This window comes from Cupriavidus sp. PET2-C1 (assembly GCF_054515855.1).
This window is the reverse complement of the sequence record NZ_JBTNRJ010000003.1, coordinates 196,943-223,382: the sequence shown is the minus strand read 5'-3', so window position 1 is coordinate 223,382 and position 26,440 is coordinate 196,943. Positions and strand designations below refer to the sequence as shown.

Below are 26,440 nucleotides of genomic sequence, written 5' to 3'. Positions count from 1 at the left end.
GATGTCCTTGCTATTGTGGGCGAGCCGGCCGCGCCTCAGTGCGCACGGGCCGTCTCGATGGCTCGCCCAAGAATCGCCACGGCTTCGCGCGCGTCGTCGAGCATCGTTGTCAATGGCGCCAGCAGACGCACATTGTTGCGATGCACACCGCACTTGATTACCAGCAGGCCACCTTCACGACAAGCGTCGATGACACGCTGGGCGAAGCCGGCATCGGGCTGCATAGGATCGCCGTTCTTGACGAACTCCAGCGCCAGCATCGGCCCCACACCGCGAATGGTACCAATCTCGGCGTGCCGTAGTGCCAATTCTTCCAGGCCCGTGCGCAGTACGTCACCCAGACGATTGGCCTGTTCCAGCAACCCGTCCTTTTGGAACAAATCGAGCACGGCGAGGGCGGCGGCGCATGCCAGGGGGCTGCCGGCGTAGGTACCACCCAGGCCGCCCGGTTCGGGCGCGTCCATGATGTCGGCGCGGCCGATTACGGCCGACAGCGGCAAGCCGCCCGCCAGGCTCTTGGCCACGGTGACGAGGTCAGGCTTGATGTTGGCCTGTTGGAAGGCAAACAGCTCGCCTGTGCGTCCAAAGCCGGTCTGGATTTCGTCCGCGATCAGGACAATGCCGTGCTTCGTCGCCAGGGCGCGCAGCTTGCGCAGGAAATCCTCGCCCGCGGCGAGGAAGCCGCCATCGCCTTGCACCAGTTCGATGATGATCGCGGCGACGCGCTCGGGCGCGATCTGCGTAGCAAACAACTCGTCGAGGGCACGCAGTGCATCGTCGCCGCTGAAGCCGCGATACGGATCGGGATACGGCGTATGGTAGACGTCGCCGGCAAACGGCCCGAAGTTCTGCTTGTAAGGCGTGCTCATGCCGGTCAGCGTCATGCCGAGCAAAGTACGGCCGTGGAAGCCTCCGCGGAACGCGATCACGCCGGGCGCATTGCGGTGAGCGCGTGCGATCTTGATGGCATTCTCCACGGCTTCCGCGCCGGTGGTCAGGAATACGGTCTTGTAGACGTCATCGCCACCGATCAGTGCGTTCAGGCGCGCGGCCAGATCGATGTAGACATCGTAGCCGGCCACCTGAAATGCTGCATGGCTCAGCCGGTCGAGTTGCTTCTTGACCGCCTCCACCACACGCGGGTGATTGTGGCCGACATTCAGCACGCCGATGCCGCCGACGAAATCCAGATAGCTACGGCCTTCCGTATCCCACACGTGCGAGCCCTGCGCGCGCTCGATAAAGATCGGGTGGGCGGTCACCACACCACGCGCCACATGTTCCGAGCGCGCTTTCGCGAGCGCCGTCTGCTTGTTCGTATCCACTGCCATCTCTTGTCCTCACGTTCTCTGGACTTTCGTCGTTTCAGGGTAGCCATCGCCCCATACCGGGGGTCGATAACATCTTAGGATCGGCGTTGCCGCGCGACTACCTGCACCTGATAGGGAATGAGGGCGTTGCTTTCGTATGTATCGCACGGTCTTTCGCAAAAAATGCGATTCCCTGTTCTTGATGCACAACCCGCACCAGCGAAGTGCAGAGGCGCCATCAAAGTTCGCTCGATATCGATCGGATTGCGGAACCTGTTCGCAGGCGGCGACCCCGGTGCCCTTATCCATCAACCCTTTTGAGAGGCAACCGGCCAAAGCTACGCAATCGTTCGCGCCGCCGGGATCGCACCACAAACAAGCATCAAGGCGCACCAGTGTTGAGGGCTCCTATTCAGTGATGGACGACTGCCTCGGTGATTCCTGCAAAACGTAGATAGGAATGCCATCCGCACTGCTATTGAATGCAATACAGCGCTGCAAGCAGCCGCTACAGGCCGGTCAGGATTGTCAGTGCCCGGCGGAAATCGAAACTGCCAGAGGAAAGGAAACGAAAATGGAGATGACAGCATCAATAGCGGCCTCGCCGGATGAGGCCAGGCGCCGGCGGCGCGCAATCACGGCGACGATATTGGGCAATGGCTTCGAGTGGTTCGACTTCATGGTGTATGGCTTCTTTGCCATCACCATCGGGCAACTGTTCTTCCCCACCGGCAACGAGCTCACCTCGTTGATGCTGTCGGTGGCTACGTTCGGCGTGGGCTTTGTCGTCCGACCGATCGGGGGCATCCTGATTGGCATGTACTCCGACCGCGTGGGCCGCAAGGCGGCTCTGTCGCTGACCATCTTGCTGATGGCGGCCGGCACGGCTCTGATCGGGCTGGCGCCGACGTATGAACAGATCGGCATCGGCGCACCTGTGCTGATCATCATCGCGCGCCTGTTGCAAGGCTTCTCGGCTGGCGGGGAAATGGGCAGCGCCACGGCCTTCCTGACCGAGCATGCACCCGAGGACCAGAAGGGCTACTACGCAAGCTGGATCCAGAGCAGCATCGGATTCGCGGTGGTGCTCGGTGCGCTCGCGGGGACGGTATTGACGCTGTGGCTCACGCCCGCCGAGGTCAAGGCATGGGGTTGGCGCGTTCCCTTCCTGCTCGGCATCCTGATCGGCCCCATCGGCTTCTACATCCGCAGCGGCGTGGACGAGACCCCGGCCTTCCTCGCCAACAAGGACAAGGTCAAGAAGCCCTTCATGGAAGTGCTGCTGAACTATCCACGCGAGACCTTCACCACGTTCTCGATGGTGATCCTGTGGACGGTCTGCATCTACGTGCTGCTGTTCTACATGCCGACCTACGCTGTCAAGACGCTCAAGATGCCGCAGTCGATGTCCTTCATCGCCGGCGTGGTAGGCGGCCTCATCATCACCGTACTGTCTCCTTTCGTCGGCGCCTGGTCGGACCGCATCGGACGCCGCAAGCTTCTGGCCTTCAGTTCCGGCGGGATCCTGCTGATCGCCTATCCGATGTTCGCACTGGTGGTGTCGGCGCCGACCCAGTTCAACCTGATCCTGTTCCAGGCAGTGTTCGGTGTGCTGATTGCCGGATACACCGGCCCCATCCTCGCCGCGTTCTCGGAGATATTCCCCACCAAGATCCTGTCCACCGGACTCTCGGTTGCCTACAACGTCGCGGTGATGACTTTCGGCGGCTTCGCCTCGCTGATCCTCACCTGGCTCATCGCCACCACCGGCAGCGCCATGGCGCCGGCTATCTATGTCATCGCGGCAGCAGCCGTCAGCTTCCTCGGCGTAACGCTGGGATTCCGTGACCGCGTACGTAGCACCACCCATCAATAAAACAAGGAGAAATAGATGAAGCATTGCAATCGAAGCATCACGTTGAGCGCCTGCGCCGCAGCCGCGCTGGTGTTGGCCAGCCCGTTCGCACAGGCGCAGGTCCAGGAAGTGAGGCTTGGTTTTGCCGCACCCATGACCGGCGGCCAGGCGCAGTACGGTAAGGACATGCAGAACGGGGTGACACTCGCACTGGAGGACTTCAACGCCAGCCATCCCAAGATCGGCGGACGCGAGGTCCGTTTTGCCCTCGCCGCCGAGGACGACCAGGCCGATCCCAAGACTGGCTCGGTGGTAGCGCAGAAGCTGGTCGATGGCGGCATCAAGGGGATGCTCGGACACTTCAATTCCGGCACAAGCATCCCAGCGTCAGCGGTGTACAGCCGCGCCGGCGTGCCTCAGATCTCCATGGCCACGGCGCCCGAGTACACGCGCCAGGGCTTCAAGACCACCTTCCGCATGATGACCTCGGACACCCAGCAGGGTAGCGTGGTGGGGGCCTATGTGGTCTCCAAGCTGGGAGCGAAGAAGATCGCCATCATCGACGACCGCACGGCCTATGGCCAAGGCCTGGCAGACGAATTCGAGAAGGCTGCGCGCACGGCGGGCGGCGCTATCGTGCGCCGTGAATTCACCAACGACAAGGCGGTCGACTTCAAGGCCGTGCTGACCAACCTGAAGCGTCTGTCCCCGGACGTGGTGTTTTACGGTGGCGCGGAGGCGCAATCGGCACCGTTGGCCAAGCAGATGCGCGAGTTGGGCATGAAATCGGTCCTGGTTTCGGGCGAGATGTCGAAGACCGACAATTTCATCCGCCTGGCAGGCACGGCGGCGGAGGGTGCCATCTGTTCGCTAGCAGGCTTGCCCCTGGACCAGATGCCAGGCGGCAAGGCTTACAGCCAACGCTATGAAAAGCGCTTCGGCTCGCCGGTGCAGACGTATTCGCCCTATGCCTACGACGGCGCGATGGCCATGATGAAGGCGATGGTCAAGGCGGGATCGACTGAGCCGGACCGCTACCTGCCCGCGCTGGCGTCGACCGCTATGGCCGGCGTCACCTCGCAGCAAATCGCCTATGACAGCCATGGCGACCTGAAGGAAGGCGGCATCACGATCTACAAGGTAGTGTCGGGCAAGTGGCAGCCGCTGGAAAGCCTCGCGGGCCGCTGAAGCCTACGCCGGGCTGCAAATGAAGAGCGCCGTGCGAGTATCCCGTCCGGCGTTTCTTCATTTGGAGTACTTGTCTGGCCTACTCCTGCAGCCGCGCCAGCCGGACCGGAGCACTGCCGGCACCGGGCGATCGTATCATCGACAGGCGGCACGGCATCGACAGCGCCGGCCCGATGTCGCGGATCTCCGTCAATTCAGTATCGCGGGCAATGATGATAAGGCTCGACGGCCGCCCACCCAGACTGTCGGTGGATGAATCATCCGCGCGGATACGCCGCGGCGTATCGAAGTGCTGCCCCACACCCTGGATCAGCAACAACTCCTCGCATCCCTCCACCACAACCAGCCCCTTGACTCGCAGCAACCGCGCCTCCAGGTAACCGGCTAGGTTCTCCAGCCACGCGGCGAGCAATGGCCATGCAACCTGGCCATTCCACTGCAGTGCGTACACGTTGATGCGAGGATGACCAACCGTACCCTCCGCCAGGAAGGCAGCAGGACTGCGCGGGAGCGTGGGTTCCGCTGCGTGAGTCTCGTCGAAGGCGCGCAGGGCACGTACGTGCCGGTCGCGCTCGGCCACCAGCGTGGCCATGGCGCCTAGCGCACGAACCAACGCCGTAGCTTGCACGATCTGTTCGGAGTCGGCGACGTCCATTCGCGTCAGGACGATCATGTGGGCAGCGGCAAGTTGCGCGGCAGCCAGGCCGAACTCCTCCCGATCCGCCATCGGCCTGTCGCAGGCATAGGTGGTCACCACACGCACGCGCATGCGCAAGTGCGCCAGTTCGGAAAGGCTGCGCAACACCGCACCGGGATCGGATAGCCCACTGCACTCCAGGATCATGCGCCGGAAGCCCGGCGCGCCGGAGAGCCTCCGCGTCTCCAGCATGGCCTCGATGGTGTACTGCAGATCGTTGGTCAGGCTGCAGCAGACGCAGCCGTTGCTAAGCGTGGCCATTGGCACGCCCGCGGTCACCGCGATCAGCGCGCCATCGATATTGACCTGCCCCACGTCGTTGACGATGACAGCTGTGCGGCCATCATCATCGGCGGCCAACAGGTCGCCCAGCAGCGTGGTCTTTCCGCTGCCCAGGAAACCCGACAGCACCACGAACTCGGCTGGGGCTTCCATTACTGGCTGTCCTCGGCGGCGTTTGCCGCTGCCACCATCCCTTCAACGTCGTCCAGCAGTTCCTGGGTGTCGAACACCATACCGTCCTTGATGGTGGTGCGCAGGCAGCGCTGCCAATGACCGCGCTGACGCACCTCGTCCAGCCGCAGCGCACCCGTGCCATAGAGCAGTTTGAAGTCGTCGAGCGGATTACTGTCGTGGACCAGCAGGTCCGCGCGCTTGCCAACCTCGACCGACCCGGTTTCCGCCTCCAGCCCGAGCAACTCCGCACCCTGGTAGCTCGCGGCGCGCAGCACTTCCAGGGGGTTGAAGCCCGCTTCCTGCAGCAGTTCCAGCTCGCGCACGAAGCCGAAGCCGTAGACCTGGTACATGAATCCCGAATCGCTGCCGGCACAGACGCGGCCACCGCGGTTCTTGAAGTCGCGCAGGAAGTGCATCCACAGGCGGAAGGTCTCGCGCCACTCGACTTCGTTTTGCGTGGTCCATCGATACCAGTACGATCCATGGCCCCCGCGGTGCGGCTCGAAGTACTTCAGCAGCGTAGGATCGGTGAAGCGCGCGTGCCAGTCGGCGCGGCGTGTACGCATCAGGTCGCGGTTGGCATCGTAGACGTTCATGGTGGGCACGAATGTGTGCCCGGCGGCAAGAAAGGCGTCCAGCACCTGCTCCCATTTCGCGCTGCCGGGTTGTGCAGCCTGCAAGAAGGTGGTGCCCGCCGTGGCGAAGCGCAGGTATTCGTCGTTGTAGTGATAGCCCGAGGGAAATGACTGGACAGTGCGGTCCTCGAACAGAGCTTCCGGTAGACCGTAGGAATGTTCCGAACTGGTCAGGCCCCACTGGGCTGTGGTCAGCGCATTCATGCGGCTGACCGCCAACGTGGCATGGTGGCAACAGGTGCGCAGCCCGAGGTTCCGTGCCTCGTCCAACGCGGCCTCCATGACCGCAGGGGGCGCACCGAAGAACTTGACGCCGTCTGCACCCTTGTCGGCAAGCCGGCGCAGCCACTCGCGTGCGGCGGCGGGCGTGTGGATGGTCTTCAGGTAGTCGTTGATGGCCGGGAAATAGGCATAGGCGTACAGGCTCGGTGCCGCGATGCGGTGCGCAGCCGAGGCGGCCTTCTGCTCCAGCGTCCAGGCCAGGCCGTTGAAGCAACCAGCCTCCCGGACGGAAGTCACGCCGTGTGCCAGCCACAGCTTGTAGACGTAGTCCGCTCCCGGCATGTTGCCGCTTGCCGCGTGGAACGGTGCGCCGATGTGCGCATGGCTGTCGACAAAGCCTGGGGTAACAAAGCGACCTTCGCAATCGATCTCGTGTTCCGCCTGCGGCGGCCTGCGCTCGGGGCGGATCGGCAAGCCAGGTGTACCGACGCTGACGATGTCGGCGATCCAGTTGCCTTCGACCACAATGTCGACCAGGCCCCAGGGGGGAGCGCCGGTGCCGTCGATCAACGTAGCGCCGCGCAGGACCATGCGAGGAAATGGCCCCAGGCCACGATCGCGGCTGCGCGCTGGCGCCACGCCAGGCAGCCCGTACTTGGCGAACCCCACCACGATTTCCTCGCCGATCTCAATGGCCGCCACCTTTGTTTTTTCCATGTCAGTCCCTTCCAGGTTGATGTCAGCGCCGCGGGCCGGCGCGGTTGCCGATGCCCACCGCCACCGTGACCAGCACCGCGCCGATCATCGTGGCAACATCAATGCCGCGACCAAGGAACAAGCTGACGAAAAGGGTGGACACCACCGGCACCGCATAAGCCAGCAGCGCCACCTGATGAGGGTTTCCCTTCTTCATCGCGTAGTCCCACAGATAAAAGGCGCCGCCCAGCGGTCCGAGCGACAGGTACGTCAGGGTAAGCCAATGCCTGGGGGCCAGCGAGGGCATGCCACCGCCCAGCGCAAGCTTGTCGTACGCAGGAAGCTGGCCAAGCACCGCATAGGCCGCAAGCGAAGCCAAGCCGGCAAGCAGGCAGTAGAGAGAGACGGTGGCCGTGGGTACTTCAGCGAAGCGCCGCGACCAGACCGAGTAATAAGCCCAGATCAGCGCCGACACGAGTGCAAGCGCAAAACCGACCCCTGCGCCGGCACCGAACACCGGTACCGCTCCAAGGCAGGCGGCCGCACCGGCGAAGCCGAGCACGCCGGCACCAACATGGCTGCGGGTGAGCTTGTAGCCTTGCAGCATGAGCGGTGTCAGTAAAATGATGAACAGCGGCCACAGATAGTGCAGCAAGTTGGCCGCGACGGGATCGGCGGTCTTCAGGCTCAAGAAGTAGAGCGCGTGATAGCCCAACATGGCCAGACTGCCCACTAGCACGGCGCCCGGCTCCAGCCGTCTCCAGGCAACCCATGGCAGACCGATGATGCCACCCCCAGCCAAGGCCACGCCCGTGGTCAACAGCGGCGACAGACCGGACAAGCTGACCACCGACACGGCGAGCGTGCTCCAGATCAAAAGCGCGCAGACCGCCAAGGCCATGGGTAGCCACGCTCCGACCCTGGGAGTGCCAGAAACGTCGGCGTCATTCAGCTCGGCAGTCGACTTCTGTGTCCCAGCTATGGTCGTGGCGGCCTCCGGCACGCCCTGAAGCAGAGCAGCGGCCTCCCCGTTCACGCCTGCTCCCCTGCGCCCAGTACGAACACCGCAGCAGCACTAGGTGCCAGTGACACGACCTGCGCAAGTGCATCGGGAGCCACACCTTCGTGCTGGCATAGGAAGGCAAATGCCCCTACGGTTCGACGGCAAACCACCACTGGCACGTTGACCAGCGTGCGCGTGCCAAGCGAGCGCAGCAGTGCGTGATCAGGAAAGTAGCGAGCCAGGGCGACATCGCCGGCGGCAACCAGTACGCGCTGCTGCTGCAGGACATGCTCCGCCCATTCGCTACCCCCGAGATGCTTCCAGCCACCCACAGGATAGGCCGAAGGAACGCTGGAATAAAGTCGGCGCACGTCACCTGGCCCGTCTGCGCCGCCCACCGCAGGTGCCTTTGCGACCAGGGCAGTCATGTGGAGAAAAGGCATCGCCTTTGCGGCGACTGCGGCAAAGCGTGCAAAGGCGTCTTGCACCGACTCACCACCTCGCACGGCCGCCGTAGCCTGGCCCGCCAGCGTGCTGTCGACGCCGGCCACGTCGGCCTGCTCTGGCCGGATCCCAGTCTTCTCTTGCGCTAGCGCACCAAATGCAAGCAGTGCCAATCCGCTCCCGGTGGAAAATTGTCGTCGATTCATAGCAGGCCTCCACGTTGTCGATGGAAAGAGCATAGATGCGGCGCGCACCAAGCACTTCCAACGGACAATATGAATTGCGGAGCCTTCCATCCTACGGACCATACTATCTTGCCTCGTGCCGTCGATGGCCGGGGATCAAACTGCATCGCATGCGCTGCGATAGCACTACCCAAGGCCGTCGCGCTGGCCGTGGTACCGACTCGACCGGCGAGGGAAGACCCCGGCTCGGGTTGGCATTCGCTGATGGCGCCACGCGATGGCGCAGGTGCAGGCGGGACCGAGATCTCACAGGATGTCGCCGAATATCCGGCCAAACTACCGGCCACGGCCAAGACGCGCATTTGCGTCGGGTAGCTGCACGCGCTAGTAGAACTAGCATCGGCGAAACTCCTGCCAAACGTAGCACAATGGGACCGCCGTCTACTACGGATACACCGATGCGGCTGAGAGCTGCGATGTCTATCATCGCCTCACTGCCACGAAGGCGTCGCACGGCGTGAGCCGCTTTGACGCCTTGGTGGCAGCTTCACCGCAAGCCTGGTAAGCACGCGCACCACGGGCAATCCCCGACCAAGCGCGAACATTGGTGGACTGGCGGCCGGTTACACCGTTGCTTGTTCGGCCGCCAGATTCTTTGAGTTGGGGGTCGCCTATCCCTGCCATGCCCTGCACCTTTTCCGATCCGATGCAGTCAGCGTTGCTTGCGCATACCGACCTCGGGCCCGCTGAGCCTCACCCCCACCAGGTCACCCGTGCGTGAGCTGGCGGCATATCCAACTAAGCTGAAAAGGTTGACGTTGCTCGCCGCGTCATGCAGCCATCTGAAAAATTGATTGGATTTGATGACGCGAGATGTGCGGCGTGCTGCGGGGGGATTCACACCGAACGGTTTGCGCAGAAGACAAGCTCGTTACGGACAAGAGAGACCGTAAAGCGCTACATGGTGTAGGCTCGTTCCGAGCCCGATGATGATGTGCCGACGCGCTCTCTCTAGGATTGATCGTATCTCTGATCACGCCTCTCATTCTGACGGACACCACCTATTCATAGCACTGCGTATCCCGTCATTCCTACTCTAAAACCGAAGCCAAAGCGGGCCTTCGTTTGTAGCATGTGCGGAATAAATTTACTTCTCTGGCTCTACTCGGATTGAGTCGATGCAGTTTCGCTGCATGCCTAGACGGCACACGGAAGTATGGAGAATCTGCCGATCCGTGAACGTAGGCATCTTGTCGATCTACTCAAAGCTGCGCTGCTTTTTGCCAGCCTCTTCATCGCTCCGGGGGCTCTGTCCATCGATTGCTCACATCGGTTGAGTCGTATGCCTTCTGCCCTCGAAGTCACTAGGGCCAGTGATGGCCACAATAATAAGCACCGTTCAAAGGAGACTAGATGAACAATTCAAGGCATTCGCTTGCGCACGGACTAAAGCAGAGACACATCACAATGCTATCAATTGGCGGAGTGATCGGAGCAGGACTCTTTGTTGGCTCAGGCCACGCAATCGCTGAAGCTGGCCCAGCGGCGCTGCTTGCCTATATGTTCGCCGGTCTACTAGTGCTGCTGGTTATGCGCATGCTTGGGGAAATGGCCGCCGCGTCCCCAGACACGGGATCATTCTCTACCTATGCGGATCGGGCAATAGGCAGGTGGGCGGGGTTCAGTATTGGCTGGTTGTATTGGTGGTTCTGGGTATTGGTTATTCCCCTCGAGGCGAATGCCGCTGCCACGATCCTACACTCGTGGTTCCCAAGCGTCGCCATGTGGGTCTATGCTCTCGCGGTTACCTTTCTGTTGACCTGCGCCAACTTGGCTAGCGTCCGTAACTACGGTGAGTTTGAGTTCTGGCTCTCGCTACTAAAAGTAGTCGCAATTGTTGCATTTTTGGCTGTGGGTGGCGCCGCAGTGCTCGGCTTGATACATGGCAGCGAGGTATCCGGCATTTCGCAGTTGACCAGTCAAGGCGGGTTCATGCCTCACGGACTGGGCGCGGTCTTCGCTGCAATGCTCACGACGATGTTTAGCTTTGTGGGTACGGAGGTAGTCACGATCGCTGCGGCGGAGTCACCAGATGCCAAGCGCCAGATCATCAAGGCCACGAACTCGGTAATCTGGCGAATTTGTATCTTCTATCTCGGATCGATCTTTATTGTCGTTTCACTTGTACCATGGCAAGACCCGCTACTCCCCACACACGGGTCATACCAGCGAACGCTTGAACTGATTGGGATCCCGTATGCGAAGCTCATCGTCGATGCGGTTGTTCTTGTTTCTGTCGCGAGTTGCTTGAACTCCGCGCTCTATACCGCATCGCGAATGCTGTTTTCGCTCGCGAGTCGAGGGGATGCGCCCTCCGCAGCTGCACGAACAAATGCTCGTGGTACGCCGGTCTACGCCGTGCTAGGGTCAACAGCGGTCGGCTTCCTTGCGGTGGTTGCGAACTACGTAGTTCCGGAGCACGTGTTTGCAACACTGATGGCCACATCCGGCACTATTGCGCTGCTGGTCTACTTGGTCGTCGCAGTTTCGCAGCTACGCATGCGATATCAGTCGTCGCGACTCGGCGCGCATCCCGATTTTCAGATGTGGGGATTTCCTTGGCTAAGCTGGGTGGTAATCGTCTTCATCTGTGCAGTTCTGGTACTCATGTTGTTGAGGCCGGAACACCGTTACGAAGTCGCGGCCACTGGGATACTAGCGGTCATAGTGGTCGCCGCCGGATGTTGGCGCAGCCGGCACGTCAATCGTACAGTGGTCGCTATCTCGTAGCGGAGCGCGGCATGAGGGGCTCAGCATTTCTTGGGCGAACAATCGTCAGCGTCCCGTCGTCCCACCTTGTCAGCGGACGGGCGTTTGTGAATGAAGCGATCGCGCTCAGCGCGCGGGATGCCAGTGGTAAGGAAGCAGCTCGTCGGTACGGCTGTTCATGCGTGTAGGAAGGGGGGGCGATACGTTGTTGAGGTAGGCCCATGGATGATGTTCATGGAGCTTGCCGGAATGCACCGGGCTCGTCACGACTGCGGCATGCTGGCCGGCAAACTCGCCGCCGGCGAACGACCAGGCGTGCCTGTTGTGGAAGCTCTTCCATAGCCGCAAGGGACCGATGTTCGCGGACACCGTTGGCGGAGCGGACGCCAGCGCGAACCCCTATTCTTTGGTTGAGACAGTAAAGGCCAACGGTATCGAACCCTATCGATATCTCGTCGGGCTATTCAAGGCCTTGCCCATGGCGCAAACGGCGGATGACTACGAGGCTCTGCTGCCCTGGAACATCCAGTTGCCTCCGGCATAAGCCTCCTCACAATACCCCCCAGATCTGCCAACGGGCACAGTTTGTGTTCCATTCCGCTGTTCACCTACATGTCAGTTGGCAGCGCCATCCCGCATGAGATCGAGTCCACCACGACAGCGACTCGCCTCGCAAAGCGTGCCGGGTTCGCGGCGATCTTGTGACTGGGATTGCAGAAGAGATTCGCGTAGTCGAACTCACGCTCATCCAATTGCCGCTTGGGGTCGATGGCAAGCCAGCGGCGCCCGTCAAAATGGAGAATGTTGCCGTGGTGCACGTCGCCATGCAGGACCACGTCATTCTGCGGGGTGGATAGCAAATCGCTTGCTGCCAACGCAGACAAGCGAAGGATCCCGCCGCGGGCCACCGATGCAGACATCAAGGACGCGAACCATAGCGTCAGCGGAACCAGATCTGGCCGCACGGCAGCGCGCGGCGTCTGCAATCTGGCGACTAAATTGCGAGCTATGCGATTGCCTCCTCGTCGTGCCCGCTGCCGGCGAGACCGGCAAGTGAGGGGGGCACACGCGCTCGTTCCAGGAGAACGGCATCATCACCATGCTCCAATACGAGTGCTGCGCCATTGCCATCCCACCACGTCATGACAGCGTTGCCACGCCTTTCATCGCTGGACACAGCGACTTTGAGCATTGCGCGCGCACCTCGACGCCTTAGGGGCACGAGGTGACTGCTGTTGGTTAGGATAGGGCTGCCATCCGGAGTCAAGGCCCAGCGGCGGAGATAGTCTCTGAACATAGCGGATATCGTACAACGGGCAGTCTAGTTGGACGGTAAATGGAAACTCTGCAACGCCAGCTCTGCAGGTCCAGCAGAAGACGCAGTAGATTGACTGGAACCTGCTCGCCGCTTGCGCCACAGCAGGAGTACAACGGGCGAGTCCGTTCAGCGCCTTGTGTGCGTCTTTTTCCCCCTTCCTCCGGTTTGGCGGCATGTCTTGAAAATACAACACGCAAGATGGTCCCACCTGACTTGATCCCTCCTTTGAGGACACGGTCCTTCGGCTGCCCGCCCGCCGTGCATGACATCGGGGCGCGCACCAGATCCTTATTATGTTGGCGACCGCCCACGATCAGACCTTGCTGGCGCAGCTGGCGGGCCATCAGGGCGGCAGTCGGCGCTGGTCCGGCTGCTCCGGTGAGTATCCCGATAAGTGCGATGTGGCCGGCCACGCGCGCGCCCTGGATCGTCTGTCCCGGCGTGCGGGGCCGCCGACTTCGATGACCTGATCGGCCCCACGGCGGCCGGTGATTTCCAGTTCCGGCTTAGCCCATTCTGGCTCGCGCCAGTAGTTGATCAGTTAGTCGGCGCCAAAGTGACGCGCGCGTTGGAGCTTGTCGTCGGAGGACGAGGTGACGATTACCGTCATGCCCATTGCCTTGGCGAATTGCAGCGCGAAGATTGCACTCCAGGTGGCCTGGATATAGATGCAATCCCCGACAGCCGTGTGTTCAACCTTCCATAATTGCAAAATTGCGATTGTTGCGGGTGTACTAAACACGTCCTAAGCGGCAGGCGTCATTAGCTCAACCTCCAACCATTTTTCTTCCGCTACGAGTGTCTTCACCAACGTCAAGAGCGCTTCTTCTACCGACCTGCAGGAGAGACTGAGTCGCGCCGAAGAAGATGTACATAGGCTAACCCGTCGCGTAAGTTTGGCGTCGGATATACGAAGGCTGACGATCCCTGAATGTGCGTTATCGGCTAACGCGGACCACGGAAGGATGGTCCAACCCATGCCCGCGCGAACCGCAGACAGCAGTACCGAAACTGCGCTGGTTTCAGCGACCAGCTTAAGGTGGAAGCCGCCTTCAGCAAAGGCACGGTCCGAAATCACCCGAACAGAATTTGGAAAGCTCGGAAGGAGTAGCGGGAGTGCCGCGACATGGGCGAGCGTGATCCTGTCGCATCGGTCAGGAATTGGTCTTCCAACAAGCATCAATTCCTCTTCGAGGAGAGGAATTGATTGCATGTTCGGACGGGGCTGCACGTCCATAGCCACCGCAATGTCCAGTCGTTGCATTGCAACGAACTCGGCCAAGTCGGCACTCGAACCCTCGATAATTTCTAAAGTAACCTCTGGGTATTGCGCGGCAATGACCTTCAGAAGGGGGAGGGAAAGCACGCGAGACGTACTTGTCGGAAGTCCCACAGTGACGTGCCCGGACGGCACATCGCGACCATGCATCACCGCCGCCTTAGCCTCGTCCATTTGGCGAAGGACCATTTTTGCATGGCGATAGAGGATATGCCCCATGTCTGTCGGCCGCGCACCAAACGGCCCCCGGACCAGAAGCTTCGCCTTGAGCTCTGCTTCGAGGTTTGCCACGTGCTGGCTCAAGGAGGGCTGCGCGATATGGAGTGCAGCCGCCGCAGCGGTAATGCTCTCCAACTCCACGATGCGGGTGAAATAGTGTAGCTGTCTTAAGTCCATAGTTCGGGGGGAGTGAGGCGGGTGCGATAGGGTGCCTACTTTGGCGGACCTTGTTCATCCGCAGTGCTAATTGAACTTTAGCACTGTAATGCCGCAATGCTCCCGCCCCTCCCGACGGTACTTTGTTAATCGGCCTCGCGAACAGGGATGTCTATATATGAGGCGTTCGCTCCACCGATGCTCAGTGACAAACGTGGCGGCCTGCCATGCGGCACCTGGGGAAAGTGACCTCGGTCGGCCCCGGCAATTGAGATGCGTAGGCGGCTACCGGCCGCGAGTGTCCATGCGACCGGCAGTAGCGCGAAGTGAAGCCTTTCAACCTTCCCTGGTGTGAGCCGGCTGGCATCGGCAGCACTGAAGCTGCGATACGGCCAGGTGGTGCGGTACTCGGGCGGACACTGCGTAGTCTGGCGATGCAGGGCGCGCAACATGCCCTCGGTGATGTAGCGAACTCGACCGGAAGCCTCTACCTCCGACAAGTACACAAACACAGCTGCATCAGGTTGCGATGAAGCAACGCCGAGGTCGACGGTTACGTGGCCGGCAATTGCGAGCTGTGCGGGGAGCGGCGGCGTGTCGAAGCCGGGCAGTAATGCGATGCGTTCGTCCCAGTCGAGGTAATAATCCTCGATGTTCGCAGCACCAAGCCGTTCGTAGCGTGTGTTGCACCCGGTGGACCAATCAAAGCTCACCTGCGTTTCCACTTGCGTTTCGGTGGATGGGCTTGTGTTCGAAAGGGCACTGACGCTATCCAGGTAGAGACGCCGGGAAAGCGGAGCCGGTGGCCATGACGATGCGTTGCGCCATTTCTCGTCGTGAATACTGTAGTAGTGGATGCGGGCTTCTTCCTCTATCCCTGTCGATGAGCCGAGTAGGTGGTGGTCAAAGAAGCGCAGCACCTCTCCGAGTAGCGGGAAATCAGATGTGGCGTGGTTGCGCCATGGGGAAACATTGGTTCGGGCGCCGTGGTCCCACGGGCCGAGTAGCAATCGGCTGTTGTTGTTCGGTAGGGACAGAAAGCGAGTGATGGCACCATTCGCATAGCCGCCACCATCGTACCAACCGGAAATCGAATAGACAGCGACGTCAGCGGAAATGCCATCTAGATAGCGGTAAGGACTGCAACTTCCCGAGTCGAGCGTCGGGTCGTGTAATGCAGCGCCATCGCGGAATGCGAACTCCGGGGCGAGGTCGGCTAGGGCGAAGTTGTTCCTATGCTCGGCAACAGCAGCACGCACCAGGCTGCCATCAGTGTCGGCATCGACACGTTCCGGCCCATCAAAGCGTGGGTCATTGAAGTATGGAAACCTTGCGACCATTTCACGCTGGTCCTGGTCTAGGGCGACCATGAGGTCGTCGTAGGCCTCAACCCAGACTTTGGACAACATCCCGCCCGGATATAACTGCTCACTGTAGATGTCAGACACCGAGAAGAGGGGCGCGATGGCCTTGACAGCAGGATGGCCGGTGCTAGCAAGGAAGCAAGCCGCGGCGCCAAGGTAGGAGATACCTGTCGAGCCAATACATCCGTTTGACCAGGGCTGGCTGACAATCCACTCTGCGACTTCAAAGTAGTCGTCTCTCTCGGTCGGCGAGCGAAGGGCATCCCGCGTGCCAAAGCTAGCGCCTGTCCCTCGTACGTCGACAACGACGACAGCATATCCTCTGGGTACAAAAGCATCCCGGTACTTTGCGGCATTCGGGCTAGGTTCGGCACCGGGAGCGCTCAGGTGGAAGCGGCGATTGTATGGCGTGAAGATCGCAATCGTCGGAAACGACAATGGGGCGGCTGCAGTCTCACTAGGGTGAGGCAAGTAGACGTCGACGGCGAGCCGGCATCCGTCGCGCATAGTGACATGGCAGGATGCGGGGTGTTCGGGAACGCCATAGTCGGAAGGGCGAGTTTCCAGATAGGCTGAGGCTGGCACTTTCCACGCGTTACCGCGGGTATCAATATCGGACATAGGTGAGTCGCTCGGATGGAGGGGAACTGTTCCATATGGTATGTGTATGGCTCTCTGTGCTGGAAAGACGAAATAGCAATGCGGATATCGTTCCAACCTATGATGATTTCTAACACCGTGCTGATAGCGCCCGATACAGTGCGGACGGGAGTGATGAAAGGCCGCCATGTTCCCTCATGTTGGGCAGCGGGACCCATATCAGGGCATACCCTAACCTAATCATAGGTCCAGCCTATGATGACTTCGATATTCCGTATTTGCCGACGTCGAAGGGTCTCCTTACCATCGTTCGTAAGCGCCAGGGCTCCATCGCCCTCGTGCGGTGATACCGACTGCCAAAAGAACGGCAGCGAGTACTTGCTCGAACCATCTTGTATCCCGGAGACGTAACAATGTTCCGCAGACTCTTATCCAGCGCATTTGTAAGCGCACTCGCTCTGATGACCCTGCCGGCCGCCGCGCAGGCCCCATACCCAAGTCATCCAATTCGCTTGGTCGTGCCCCAATCTGCCGGTTCCGGCGCCGATGTCGTGGCGCGCTTGTTGGGCGAAAAGCTTGGAAAGGACCTCGGACAATCCGTGGTCGTAGATAATCGGCCTGGCGCCAATGGCATCATCGCATCCTCGTTTGTCGCGAAGCAACCTGCGGATGGATACACCGTTATGCTGGCAGGTGTTTCACAGGTCAGCTTCAATCAACACCTTTACGCTTCCCTGCCGTACGACGCGCAGAAGGATTTCACCTATATCTCGCCGGTCGTAGATACGCCATTCGTACTGGTTGCAAGCAAGGGGAGTGGCATCACCTCTCTGGCAAGTTTTATCGACAAGGCGAAGACGAAGTCGGGCGGTCTGTCTTACGGCAGCGCGGGTGTAGGCAACTCCACGCACCTTGCAATGGAGATGCTGGCCGACAAAGCTGGCGTGAAGCTTACGCATGTCGCCTACAAAGGCTCGGGACCTGCGTTGACTGGCGTTATCGGTGGGGAAGTGGATGCGATGGTCAGCGTTCTGGGGGCGGCGCTTCCGCAGATTTCTGGTGGCAGTGTCGTTCCCGTTGCTATTGTCGGTCAGAAGCGGGCCCAACAGCTCCCCAACGTGCCGACACTCAAGGAGGCCGGGCTTGACGTTCCCGTGATGCCGGGCTGGTATGCCTTAGTGGGCCCTGCGGCCATGGATCCGAAAATTATTGCTCGCTTGAATGCCTCTGTACAGGCGTTCCTGAACGACCCTCAAACCAAGACCAAGTTGGCATCACTGTACCTGGAGCCTTTGAGCGGTTCGGCGGATAGTATTAAGCAGCGTGCCTTGAGCGACTCGAAGGTGTGGGGCCAGTTCATTGTGCGGCGTGGTATCCAGAACTCTTGAGTGGGAGCGTCCTAATGGCATTGAAGCAAGCCATTCCGCTTGGGATCCTCGAGGCTCTTCGCGAGAGCCCTAGCAATGAGGCCTCCTTCCAGATCATTGATTCGGCCCTCCAGACGATGGTCGGACACAAGCTATTGAGCGTCCTTCGCTTTCACGCTACCGATGGCAGTCTTGAGCGTCTCTACAGCAGTAATATCGGAGCGTACCCAGTGGGCGGCAGGAAAGACCTTGCACTTGCGCCGGCTTCGCAAAAAGTTATTGAGTCCAACCATTACTTTGTTGCGAACAGTGCCGATGAAGTACGCCGTGCATATTGCGACGCAGGACAGATTGCGTCGATAGGATGCGCTAGTGTGTTGAACATGCCGGTACGGATTCAGGGAAGAACTCTCGGAACGCTCAACCTCCTGCACGAGGAGCACTGGTTCACACCGGAGAGAATCCGGGTTGTTGATTTGGCATCGTTCCTTGTCGCCATTCCACTTCTGTTCTCTATGTGCGAGGCTGGAGGAACGATTGCGGCAACATTCGCGCGCAACCAACCCAGCGATGGATACACCCTTTTCCTGGGGACTGTTAGTACACAGTCGGTTGCGCCGTTCCTTTACGCCAAGCTACCGTATGATCCAGTGAAAGATTTCACGGCTTTGACGATGATAGCGAGCGTACCGAATGTTGTCGTTCTGAATAAGTCCATCCCGGCAACTAACCTTCAGCAGTTCACAGCTCTAGCGACGAGTAAACCGGGCAAGCTGTCATATGGTTCTAGCGGGAAGGGCTCGTCGAATCACCTAGCGACCGAAGGACTGATCTCCCGCCTCGGACTACAGGTAGTGCATGCCCCGTACAAAGGCTCCGGTCCGGCTTTAATAGATACCATGGCAGGCCATGTTGATTTTATGCTAGACGTCGTATTGACCTCGCTTCCGTACATCAAGAAAGGGGAATTGAAAGCCATCGCTGTAACGTCCAGCAAACGGATTCCGGTTCTACCGGACGTCCCGACCGTTGCGGAGCAGGGCTTTCCGGGCTTTGAAGCTATTGGATGGTTCGGCCTCTTTGCGCCGCCGGCACTCCCGGATCAGCTGCGCAAGCGCATTTCATCCGAGCTGATCGCTGTCATCCGCAGCAAGGAATTTGGTGCCCATATCGAGTCTTTGGGGGCATTGCCTAGCGGTATTGAGCCCGGCGATTTTGAGCGCGTCGTCGCTGCTGACAGGGCAAGGTGGGGGCAGGTTGCCAAGGCTGCTGGGGTCGTTCCCGAGTAGCAGGGCGGCCGGGTGCGGTCTGGAAGTGATCAATCCAAGGGAGCTGGGCGGTCGTCAAGGACAATTTCGGGGAGGCGTCTATTGCCATCCCTGAGCGCCAGATGCGGTGCCGCCGCGCAGCAAGTCGCGCTCTCGTGGGGGTGACCGGCAGTACGATGGGGCGATCCCCGCCGTGAAGTGGCGCTGGCGGCAAGCCGTGGCCGCTGCGATGGCGCGTCACCTCCATCCAGCTGCGCTCCAGACTGCTCTGGCTGTCGCGTCGGCGAAAAAAAGTGCCCCCCGTTAGCGGGCTTGACACTTCCGCCGTATGCGCCGAGGTACAGCTCGGTTAGAGCGTGTTATGCACTTTGCAGAATGGGGACTGCATGAACAAGCATGAGCATGGCGAAGACGATGAAATGCAAACCAGCCAGGGTTTCAGGCAAGCGTTCATAGTCTCGTGCGAGCCGGCGAAAGCGATTGGCCCAGCCGAAGCTGCGTTCCACAACCCATCGTCTGGGCAGCAGGACGAAGCCTTTCTTGGCTTCGGGCAGTCGAATCACCTGCAACTCTATGCCTTCATTGCGTGCCGCCTCTGCCGGCTCATCACCGGTGTAGCCTTGGTCTGCAAAGGCAACCGTCACAGTCTGGCCGCTTGCACGCTGTACCTGTTGCGCCAGTTCTTGGACTTGAGCCCGCTCTTGTTCGTTGGCCGGCGTTATATGTACCGCGAGCAAGTAGCCGAGCGTGTCGACGGCCATATGAACTTTGCTTCGCCGCTTGCGCTTGTATCCATCGTATCCAGCCCTTGGCCCACTTTCACATGTCGACTGCAACGTCCGACCGTCGAGAATCACGGCGCTGGGCTGGCCACGACGACCCTGTGCGACACGCAGTATCGAACGCAAGTCGCAAACCATTGCTTCAAAACACCCCGCGCGCAACCAGCGCTGCGTTTGCTGATAGACCGCCTCCCACGGCGGGAAATTAGTCGGTAGCAGTCGCCAGGATGCTCCCGCACGTGCTATCCAGCGCAGCGCATTGAACAATTCGCGCAACTCATGCCTGCGCTGGGGAGCCCCCTCATCCATCAACGTTAAATACGGTGCTACAAAGCTCCATTCCTCGTCCGACACGTCCGTTGGGTAGGGTCTGCGTTTCGTCATCTCCCTATGACATGAGCCGTGACGAAAAGTGCATAACACGCTCTAGCAAATCTGCCTATATAGATATCGGTACCTTTCCTTTGCTACTGACTGAGATTGATCCTGATTGACCACTACCATGCCAATCGCCATGTCGCTGGCTGCATAGAGCAGCCACATCGCCCGGGTCAGGGCCTCGAACTGCAGTCGCATCAAGCTGACGGCCGAGGTGGGCAAGCCCAGGGCCGTCAAGGCACGTAGCGCAGTGGCGTGCTCCATCGCGACTAGGCACATGCCCAGTGCCGCTTCGCCTCGGGGCGAGCCGTCGAACTCGGCGTCGTCGAGCAGCACGTTCAGTCGCTCGTGGAGTGCGTCGGATCGTTGGAGCATGTGCTCTAAGGGATTGTCGGCCCCGATTTTGATCTTCCCTTCCATGCCGACATGGTAGCGCAATGCCGTTGATCGGGCGTCCCCGGCCACGAAAGATGGCCGGTCGCGCTGTCGTGCTGCACATCGAGCCTCGCTGCGCGAGTCTCGCCCCATCCGGGCTTCCATCACTGACGCCTACGGCCCGGCTCCTCGATTCGGGCCTGCGCGCTTCGCTTGCGTGGGGTCTGCGCCAACTGCGGCCGGTTGCCCGTCCAGCCGTCTTCCTTCGCTCATCACCTTGTCCGCGACTGTAGCCCGCGGCCGTGCGCCGTCAAGGCGCGCCGGGCCGTGTCCTCGGCTGCGCCTGCGGGCCGCACCAACCCCGCGCTTGTTTCCTTGACGGCGCCCGTCCGCGCGCTCCTGACCGTCGCGGGCGATGAACTCAGGAAAGACGGTGGCAACGAGGCCGGCCCAGGTCTCCGCGCCGACCCCACCGGAAAGCCGAAAGGCGGGCTCCGAATCTAGGAATCCGGTGGTGGTTTTCGACAGCCAACCCTTGTCAGGAGAATGACCATGCAACTCGCATCCCGCTTTGCTTCCCGTTCGCCGGTGCTGCGCTCGGAATATCCCTTGTCCGACGACCAAATCCGCAGCGTAGCCCCGTCCATCTTCGCGGAAGCCCCGCACGAAAGCCGCTCGGAACGGTACAGCTACATCCCCACCGCAACCGTTTTGCAGGAACTGCGCGGCGAAGGCTTCGAGCCTTTCATGGTGTGCCAGACCCGCGTGCGGGCCGACGACCGCCGCGACTACACCAAGCACATGATCCGGCTGCGCCACGCGAGCCAGATCAACGGCAGGGAAGCCAACGAAATCATCCTGCTGAACTCGCATGACGGCACGAACAGCTATCAGATGCTCGCCGGCATGTTCCGGTTCGTTTGCCAGAACGGCCTTGTCTGCGGCGACACCGTGGCGGACGTGCGCGTGCCCCACAAGGGCGACGTGGCCGCGCAGGTGATCGAAGGCGCTTACGAGGTGCTGCACGGCTTCGACCGGGCGCAGGAATCCCGCGATGCCATGCAGGCCGTTACGCTGGACAGCGGCGAGGCCGAAGTGTTCGCCCGCGCTGCGCTGGCGCTGAAGTACGACGAGGATAAGCCCGCGCCCGTCACGGAATCGCAATTGCTGATGCCGCGCCGCACGGACGACAACCGCCGCGACCTGTGGAGCGTGTTCAACCGCACGCAGGAAAACCTTATCAAAGGCGGCCTGACCGCCCGCGCCGCGAACGGTCGCCGCCAGGCCACCCGCCCCGTACAGGGCATCGACAACGGCATCCGCCTGAATCGCGCCCTGTGGCTGCTGGCCGATGGCCTGCGTCAGTTGAAAGCCTGAACCCCATGCTAAGGGGCTTTCAATCGGCCCCTCCATTCCTCCTGCTGTTGTTCCCCTCATGAATGGAGCTACCATCATGAACGCCGTTACCCAAACTGAAGTCCGCGCCGTCGAAACCGCCGCCGCGTTGGAAGTGGCCGACCCGACCAAGAACCTGATCCTGGTTCCGTTGTCGCAGTTGCTGCCGCGCCGCTCCAAGCGCAATGCGCGCACGACCCTGCGCATGTCCATCGCGGAACTGGCCGCGAGCATTTCCCGCGTCGGCCTACTGCAAAACCTTGTCGTCATCCTCGCCACCGATGGCGAGCATTACGAAGTGGTGGCCGGTGATCGTCGCCTTACCGCGTTGAAACTGTTGACGAAGAAGAAGCGCATCGCTGCCGACCATGAAGTGCCGTGCCTGCTGGTGCCGGATGCTTCGGCGCGCACCGTGAGCCTCGCTGAAAACCTGCTGCGTGAGCAGATGCACCCCGCCGATCAGTTCGAGGCGTTCGCCGCACTGGTCAAGGAAGGGCGTCCCATCGAGGACGTTGCCGCCGACTTCGGCGTGTCGCCGCTGGTGGTGCAGCGTCGCTTGAAGCTCGCCAACGTCTCGCCGCGCCTGATGGCCGACTATCGGGCTGGTGGCGTCACGCTGGAACAGTTGATGGCCCTGACCATCACCGACGACCATGCCGCCCAGGAAGCTGCGTTCCACGGCGCGCCGGAGTGGCAGCGCGGCGCATCGGCGCCGCGCGAGCGGCTGACCGAACGCGAAATCGACGCCACGCACCCGCTGGTGCATTTCGTCGGGCTGGACGCCTACACGGCGGCGGGCGGCGGCATCCGCCGCGACCTGTTCGCCGACGCCGCGCTACCGTCATGTCTCACTCTGGCCAAGTTGACAATGCCTCCCTCCCTTGCGCCGGGTCATGCCCGTGTCACAGCGCGGTCTTACACTCGCCGCTTTCCAATTGTCTCTATTTGCAAATAAGCAGTCTTATTTCTTTCACATTCAAAAGAACCCCCCATGTCTCCCAAGCGCCTTGCAAGAATGCTTGCCGCCTTGATCGTTGCCGCGACGCTCGCCGCATGCGGCGGTGATAACAACGATACGTCCAACGCGAACCCGCCAGCGCCCGGCACCCCGGAGCAGCCGGCCGCCCGCGAAATGCGCTGCGCGCCTTGATGAACGATCACGAGTCCAACGAGCACCAGATCCAGAAGATGAATTCACGCCGCAACTTTCTACGGGCAGTCACCGGCACGGGCTTTGCCGCCGCCACACTGGCCGCCTTTCCGCCCAGCATCCGCAAGGCATTGGCGATACCCGCCAACAACGCGACCGGGACCATCAAGGACGTCGAGCATGTGGTCATCCTGATGCAGGAGAACCGCTCGTTCGACCACTACTTCGGCACACTCAAGGGCGTTCGCGGCTTCGGCGACCGGTTCACCATCCCGCTGCCCAACGGTCGCAAGGTATGGCAGCAGCAGCGCACCAATGGCGCAGTGCTCACGCCGTATCACCTGGACGGCAGCGCCAACAACGCGCAGCGCGCGGCCGGTACGCCACATGCCTGGGCAGACAGCCAGAAGGCCTGGGACAACGGGCGCATGGCAAACTGGCCAACCCATAAGACGGATACTTCCATGGGGTACTTCAAGGAGAAGGAGATACCGTTCCAGTTCGCGCTGGCCAATGCGTTCACGCTCTGCGATGCGTATCACTGCTCGATGCATACCGGCACGGATGCCAACCGCTCCTTCCATCTGACCGGAACCAACGGCGCCGCCGCTGGCGTTGCCTTTGTCAATAACGAGTGGGACTGGATCGACGGCTTGCCTGCCACGGCCAACAGGGGCTACACCTGGAAAACCTATGCGGAACGCCTGGAAGAAGCAGGCATCAACTGGATCTCGTACCAGAACATGCCGGACGAATGGGGTGACAACATGCTGGGCGCGTTCCGTCCGTTCCGCCTCGCCAACATTGCGTCCGGCTTCCCGGTATCCAGCGGCGGCGCACCCGGCGTACCCTATGCCAATACGGGCCAGGCCCTGCCGTACCACGCCTACGATGCTGCCACGGACAATGCCGCCAATCCGCTCTACAAGGGCATCGCCAATACGCTGCCGGGCATCGGCCCCGAGAACTACCTGGATGCGTTCAAACGAGACATCCGCGAGGGCAAACTGCCGCAGGTGAGCTGGATGAATGCGCCCTCGATCTATTGCGAGCACCCGGGGCCGTCCAGCCCTGTGCAGGGCGCGTGGTTCCTGCAGGAAGTCCTGGATGCACTCACTGCCGTGCCCGAGGTGTGGAGCAAGACCGTACTGCTGGTCAACTTCGATGAGAACGACGGCTACTTCGACCATATGCCCTCGCCGTCGGCGCCGTCACGCAACGCCGACCTGTCGCTGGCAGGGAAGTCGACGCTCAGCGATGCCGACATGAGCGCCGAGTACTTCAGCCATCCGGCGCCGGCGGGCAGCGGCAGCCAGCCGGCACCGGACGGCCGCGTCTACGGCCCGGGCCCGCGCGTGCCGCTGTTCGCGATTTCGCCGTGGAGCCGCGGTGGGTGGGTGAACTCGCAAGTGTTCGATCACACATCGGTGCTGCGTTTCCTGGAGGCGCGCTTTGGCGTCGCGGAGCCCAACATCAGCCCGTTCCGCCGCGCCGTCTGCGGCGACCTGACCAGCGCGTTCAATTTCAAGACACCGAACGACGAAGCACTGCCCACGCTTAGCGGCCGCAGCACGCGCGCAGCGGCGGATCAGTTGCGTAGCGCGCAACAAGCGCTGCCCGCCGTGCCGTTGCCGCTTGATATGCAGCTGCCGATCCAGGCCAGCGGCACGCGGCCCTCTCGCGCGCTGCCCTATGAGCTGCACACCAGCGCGCGCTGCAACGCCTCCGGCGTAGTGGAGCTCCTGTTCTCCAACACAGGCACGCAGGCTGCGGTGTTCCACGTCTACGACCGCTACAAGCTCAGCCGCCTGCCACGGCGCTACGTCGTCGAAGCCGGCAAGCTGCTGAGCGACACCTGGAACGCGTTCCAGGACAACCTCGGCATGTATGACCTCTGGGTCATCGGCCCGAACGGCTACCACCGGCACATCAAGGGTGACACCAGCCGGATCGCCGATACCGGGACAGCGCCCGAGATCCGCGTGTGCTACGACATCACCAATGGCGATGTCTATGCCGAGCTGATGAACACCGGCGACAAAGCCTGCAACTTCACCATCACGCCGCTGGCCTACCGCAAGGACGGCCCGTGGCCCGTCTCGGTCGCCGGCAAGGGCACCGACTCCCGCCATTGGTCCCTGGCGGCAAGCGGCCAGTGGTATGACTTTGCCGTGACCTGCGACAGCGACCCGGCGTTCTACCGGCGCTTTGCGGGGCGGGTGGAGACGGGCAAGCATACGGTGAGCGACCCGGCGATGGGGGGGAGTGGGGAAATGCCCGGCTGAACCAGCGGGAAGGGGAAGAACGCCGATTTCGGTTGGGTAAGAACGAGGCTGAGAAGGCTGGTGCGCGTTCACCTAAGCTCACGAATGAGTCACCGCGGCGGCGCGATGGCGTGGCGAGGCGGGTGTGTCGTCCCCAAACCGAGGCGTCCTATGTGGAGCCTGTGAACGCTGTTCGGCTGCGGCAGTCGGCTCAGCTAAATCCGCAAGGATTGGGCAATCCGGGTGGTCATTGCCGTGGCAGTGATTGGCCAGGCGCTCGAGCGTTTGCGCCATCGCTTGCAGTTCCGCAATCTTCGCCGTCAGTCTGGCGACATGGGATAGCGCCATCGCCTTGACGTCGGCGCTCGCGCCGTCACGTACCGTAGAAGACCTTCTCACCCACCAAGGCGATCGGCGCTTCGGGGCAGCCATCGATTTGAGACGCGAGTGCCAGATGCCTAAAGGATTTACGACACTGTGGGCGACAGTTATGTCCTGGCCGCGATCCTTCCCGCCTACACGGCAGGCCTGCGGTTTTAGCCCCCATTGGGAAATGGCCTTTCGCGTAGAAAGCCGGGCATCACCTCAGAATCGACCGCTATATTCTTGCTCGGTCTGTCACGAACATCATCGTCGGATTTGCGCCTATCTACCCGTCGTGTTCGTGGTCAGCTTCACCATCGCGTCGCCGATGGTGAAGCTGCCGGGCTTCTGGCGCGGCGGGAATTCCTTAAGCGTTTCCAGCCACTGGCCAATAAAGGCTTGCGCTGGCACCAGTACGTACGCTCGCTCGGATTTCCACTGGGCGTAGCCCCAGCCATCGATCTGGGCTCGCTCAAAGGGATCGGCCCACAAGTCAAACAGCAGCGGCGCGCTCGGTTGCACTGGCGGCTCAGACCACACTTCGAGGCCGTGAGCGCGTTGTTCCAGGAAAACGACCTTCCAGCGGCTCCGCCACTGCCAGGTCTGCCCCTGTTCGAACGCTGGCAATCCGATGTCGTGATCAATGTAGACCGAGCAAGCCCGCCCAACCGGCTCTCACCACGGATGCGGCTGTTCACCGAA

At 61.2% G+C, this 26,440-nt stretch carries 18 protein-coding genes and 4 pseudogenes; 9 read left to right on the top strand and 13 right to left on the bottom strand.

From position 1 onward, the window contains the following. Positions 1-35: 35 nt before the first annotated feature. On the bottom strand, positions 36-1,331 hold the full coding sequence (locus ACX12D_RS34740) for an aspartate aminotransferase family protein (RefSeq protein ID WP_459377181.1): 1,296 nt from the start codon (positions 1,329-1,331) through the stop codon (positions 36-38). Positions 1,332-1,884: 553 nt separating this feature from the next. Here ACX12D_RS34740 and ACX12D_RS34735 point away from each other — a divergent pair. Beyond that, entirely contained in the window at positions 1,885-3,186 is a 1,302-nt protein-coding gene (locus ACX12D_RS34735) for an MFS transporter (RefSeq protein WP_459377180.1), read from the top strand. Between the two features lie 15 nt (positions 3,187-3,201). After that, on the top strand, positions 3,202-4,353 hold the full coding sequence (locus ACX12D_RS34730; protein WP_459377179.1) for a branched-chain amino acid ABC transporter substrate-binding protein: 1,152 nt from the start codon (positions 3,202-3,204) through the stop codon (positions 4,351-4,353). Between the two features lie 79 nt (positions 4,354-4,432). Here ACX12D_RS34730 and ACX12D_RS34725 read toward each other — a convergent pair whose 3' ends face one another. The 4 genes from ACX12D_RS34725 to ACX12D_RS34710 all read right to left on the bottom strand — a co-directional run bounded on the left by ACX12D_RS34725 (position 4,433) and on the right by ACX12D_RS34710 (position 8,712). Next, on the bottom strand, positions 4,433-5,485 hold the full coding sequence (locus tag ACX12D_RS34725) for a CobW family GTP-binding protein (RefSeq protein ID WP_459377178.1): 1,053 nt from the start codon (positions 5,483-5,485) through the stop codon (positions 4,433-4,435). Then, on the bottom strand, positions 5,485-7,080 hold the full coding sequence (locus tag ACX12D_RS34720; protein ID WP_459377177.1) for an amidohydrolase family protein: 1,596 nt from the start codon (positions 7,078-7,080) through the stop codon (positions 5,485-5,487). Before ACX12D_RS34720 ends, ACX12D_RS34725 begins: the two co-directional genes overlap by 1 nt. Positions 7,081-7,102: 22 nt before the next feature. Further along, positions 7,103-7,960 carry a DMT family transporter gene (locus tag ACX12D_RS34715; protein WP_459377176.1) on the bottom strand — a complete coding sequence of 286 codons (858 nt, stop codon included), beginning with the start codon at positions 7,958-7,960 and terminating at the stop codon, positions 7,103-7,105. A gap of 131 nt (positions 7,961-8,091) precedes the next feature. Then, positions 8,092-8,712 (bottom strand): hypothetical protein, encoded by a 621-nt coding sequence (locus ACX12D_RS34710; protein WP_459377175.1) that lies wholly within the window; start codon positions 8,710-8,712, stop codon positions 8,092-8,094. A gap of 1,392 nt (positions 8,713-10,104) precedes the next feature. On the opposite strand from ACX12D_RS34710, the gene gabP reads away from it, so the two are divergent. Then, on the top strand, positions 10,105-11,481 hold the full coding sequence (gabP, locus tag ACX12D_RS34705) for a GABA permease (protein ID WP_459377174.1): 1,377 nt from the start codon (positions 10,105-10,107) through the stop codon (positions 11,479-11,481). 322 nt (positions 11,482-11,803) lie between these two features. Next, positions 11,804-12,004: pseudogene (locus ACX12D_RS34700) on the top strand (transposase domain-containing protein); the annotation flags it as partial. A gap of 64 nt (positions 12,005-12,068) precedes the next feature. Here ACX12D_RS34700 and ACX12D_RS34695 read toward each other — a convergent pair. The 4 genes and pseudogenes from ACX12D_RS34695 to ACX12D_RS34680 form a co-directional block, all read right to left on the bottom strand. After that, positions 12,069-12,757: pseudogene (locus ACX12D_RS34695) on the bottom strand (aminoglycoside phosphotransferase family protein). Positions 12,758-13,050: 293 nt separating this feature from the next. Then, a pseudogene (locus ACX12D_RS34690) lies at positions 13,051-13,424 on the bottom strand (zinc-binding dehydrogenase); the annotation flags it as partial. A 99-nt stretch (positions 13,425-13,523) separates the two neighbouring features. Next, positions 13,524-14,453: a LysR substrate-binding domain-containing protein gene (locus ACX12D_RS34685; protein WP_459377173.1), complete on the bottom strand. Its 930-nt coding sequence runs from the start codon at positions 14,451-14,453 to the stop codon at positions 13,524-13,526. Between the two features lie 125 nt (positions 14,454-14,578). Beyond that, complete coding sequence (locus ACX12D_RS34680) at positions 14,579-16,417, bottom strand: CocE/NonD family hydrolase (RefSeq protein ID WP_459377172.1); 1,839 nt, start codon at positions 16,415-16,417, stop codon at positions 14,579-14,581. 392 nt (positions 16,418-16,809) lie between these two features. On the opposite strand from ACX12D_RS34680, the gene ACX12D_RS34675 reads away from it, so the two are divergent. Beyond that, entirely contained in the window at positions 16,810-17,784 is a 975-nt protein-coding gene (locus ACX12D_RS34675) for a Bug family tripartite tricarboxylate transporter substrate binding protein (protein ID WP_459377171.1), read from the top strand. Positions 17,785-17,798: 14 nt separating this feature from the next. Further along, positions 17,799-19,052 (top strand): tripartite tricarboxylate transporter substrate-binding protein, encoded by a 1,254-nt coding sequence (locus ACX12D_RS34670; protein ID WP_459377170.1) that lies wholly within the window; start codon positions 17,799-17,801, stop codon positions 19,050-19,052. Between the two features lie 338 nt (positions 19,053-19,390). Here the strand turns inward: ACX12D_RS34670 and ACX12D_RS34665 are convergent, their stop codons facing one another. Together ACX12D_RS34665 and ACX12D_RS34660 are read right to left on the bottom strand one after the other, a co-directional pair. After that, positions 19,391-20,197, bottom strand: a complete 807-nt coding sequence (locus tag ACX12D_RS34665) for an IS5 family transposase (RefSeq protein ID WP_459377169.1) — start codon at positions 20,195-20,197, stop codon at positions 19,391-19,393. A gap of 42 nt (positions 20,198-20,239) precedes the next feature. Continuing rightward, the gene (locus ACX12D_RS34660) at positions 20,240-20,611 is read right to left on the bottom strand and encodes a DUF6988 family protein (RefSeq protein WP_459377168.1); all 372 of its coding nucleotides are present in this window, start codon (positions 20,609-20,611) and stop codon (positions 20,240-20,242) included. A 507-nt stretch (positions 20,612-21,118) separates the two neighbouring features. Here ACX12D_RS34660 and ACX12D_RS34655 point away from each other — a divergent pair. From ACX12D_RS34655 to ACX12D_RS34645, 3 genes and pseudogenes are all read left to right on the top strand, one after another. Continuing rightward, positions 21,119-21,943 carry a DUF932 domain-containing protein gene (locus ACX12D_RS34655; protein WP_459377167.1) on the top strand — a complete coding sequence of 275 codons (825 nt, stop codon included), beginning with the start codon at positions 21,119-21,121 and terminating at the stop codon, positions 21,941-21,943. Between the two features lie 76 nt (positions 21,944-22,019). Beyond that, a pseudogene (locus ACX12D_RS34650) lies at positions 22,020-22,826 on the top strand (ParB/RepB/Spo0J family partition protein); the annotation flags it as partial. Between the two features lie 323 nt (positions 22,827-23,149). After that, complete coding sequence (locus tag ACX12D_RS34645) at positions 23,150-25,396, top strand: phosphocholine-specific phospholipase C (protein ID WP_459377406.1); 2,247 nt, start codon at positions 23,150-23,152, stop codon at positions 25,394-25,396. 78 nt (positions 25,397-25,474) lie between these two features. On the opposite strand, the gene ACX12D_RS34640 is transcribed toward ACX12D_RS34645, so the two are convergent. After that, positions 25,475-25,723: a hypothetical protein gene (locus ACX12D_RS34640; protein WP_459377166.1), complete on the bottom strand. Its 249-nt coding sequence runs from the start codon at positions 25,721-25,723 to the stop codon at positions 25,475-25,477. Between the two features lie 297 nt (positions 25,724-26,020). Further along, positions 26,021-26,365 carry a hypothetical protein gene (locus ACX12D_RS34635; protein ID WP_459377165.1) on the bottom strand — a complete coding sequence of 115 codons (345 nt, stop codon included), beginning with the start codon at positions 26,363-26,365 and terminating at the stop codon, positions 26,021-26,023. Between the last annotated feature and the right edge of the window lie 75 nt (positions 26,366-26,440).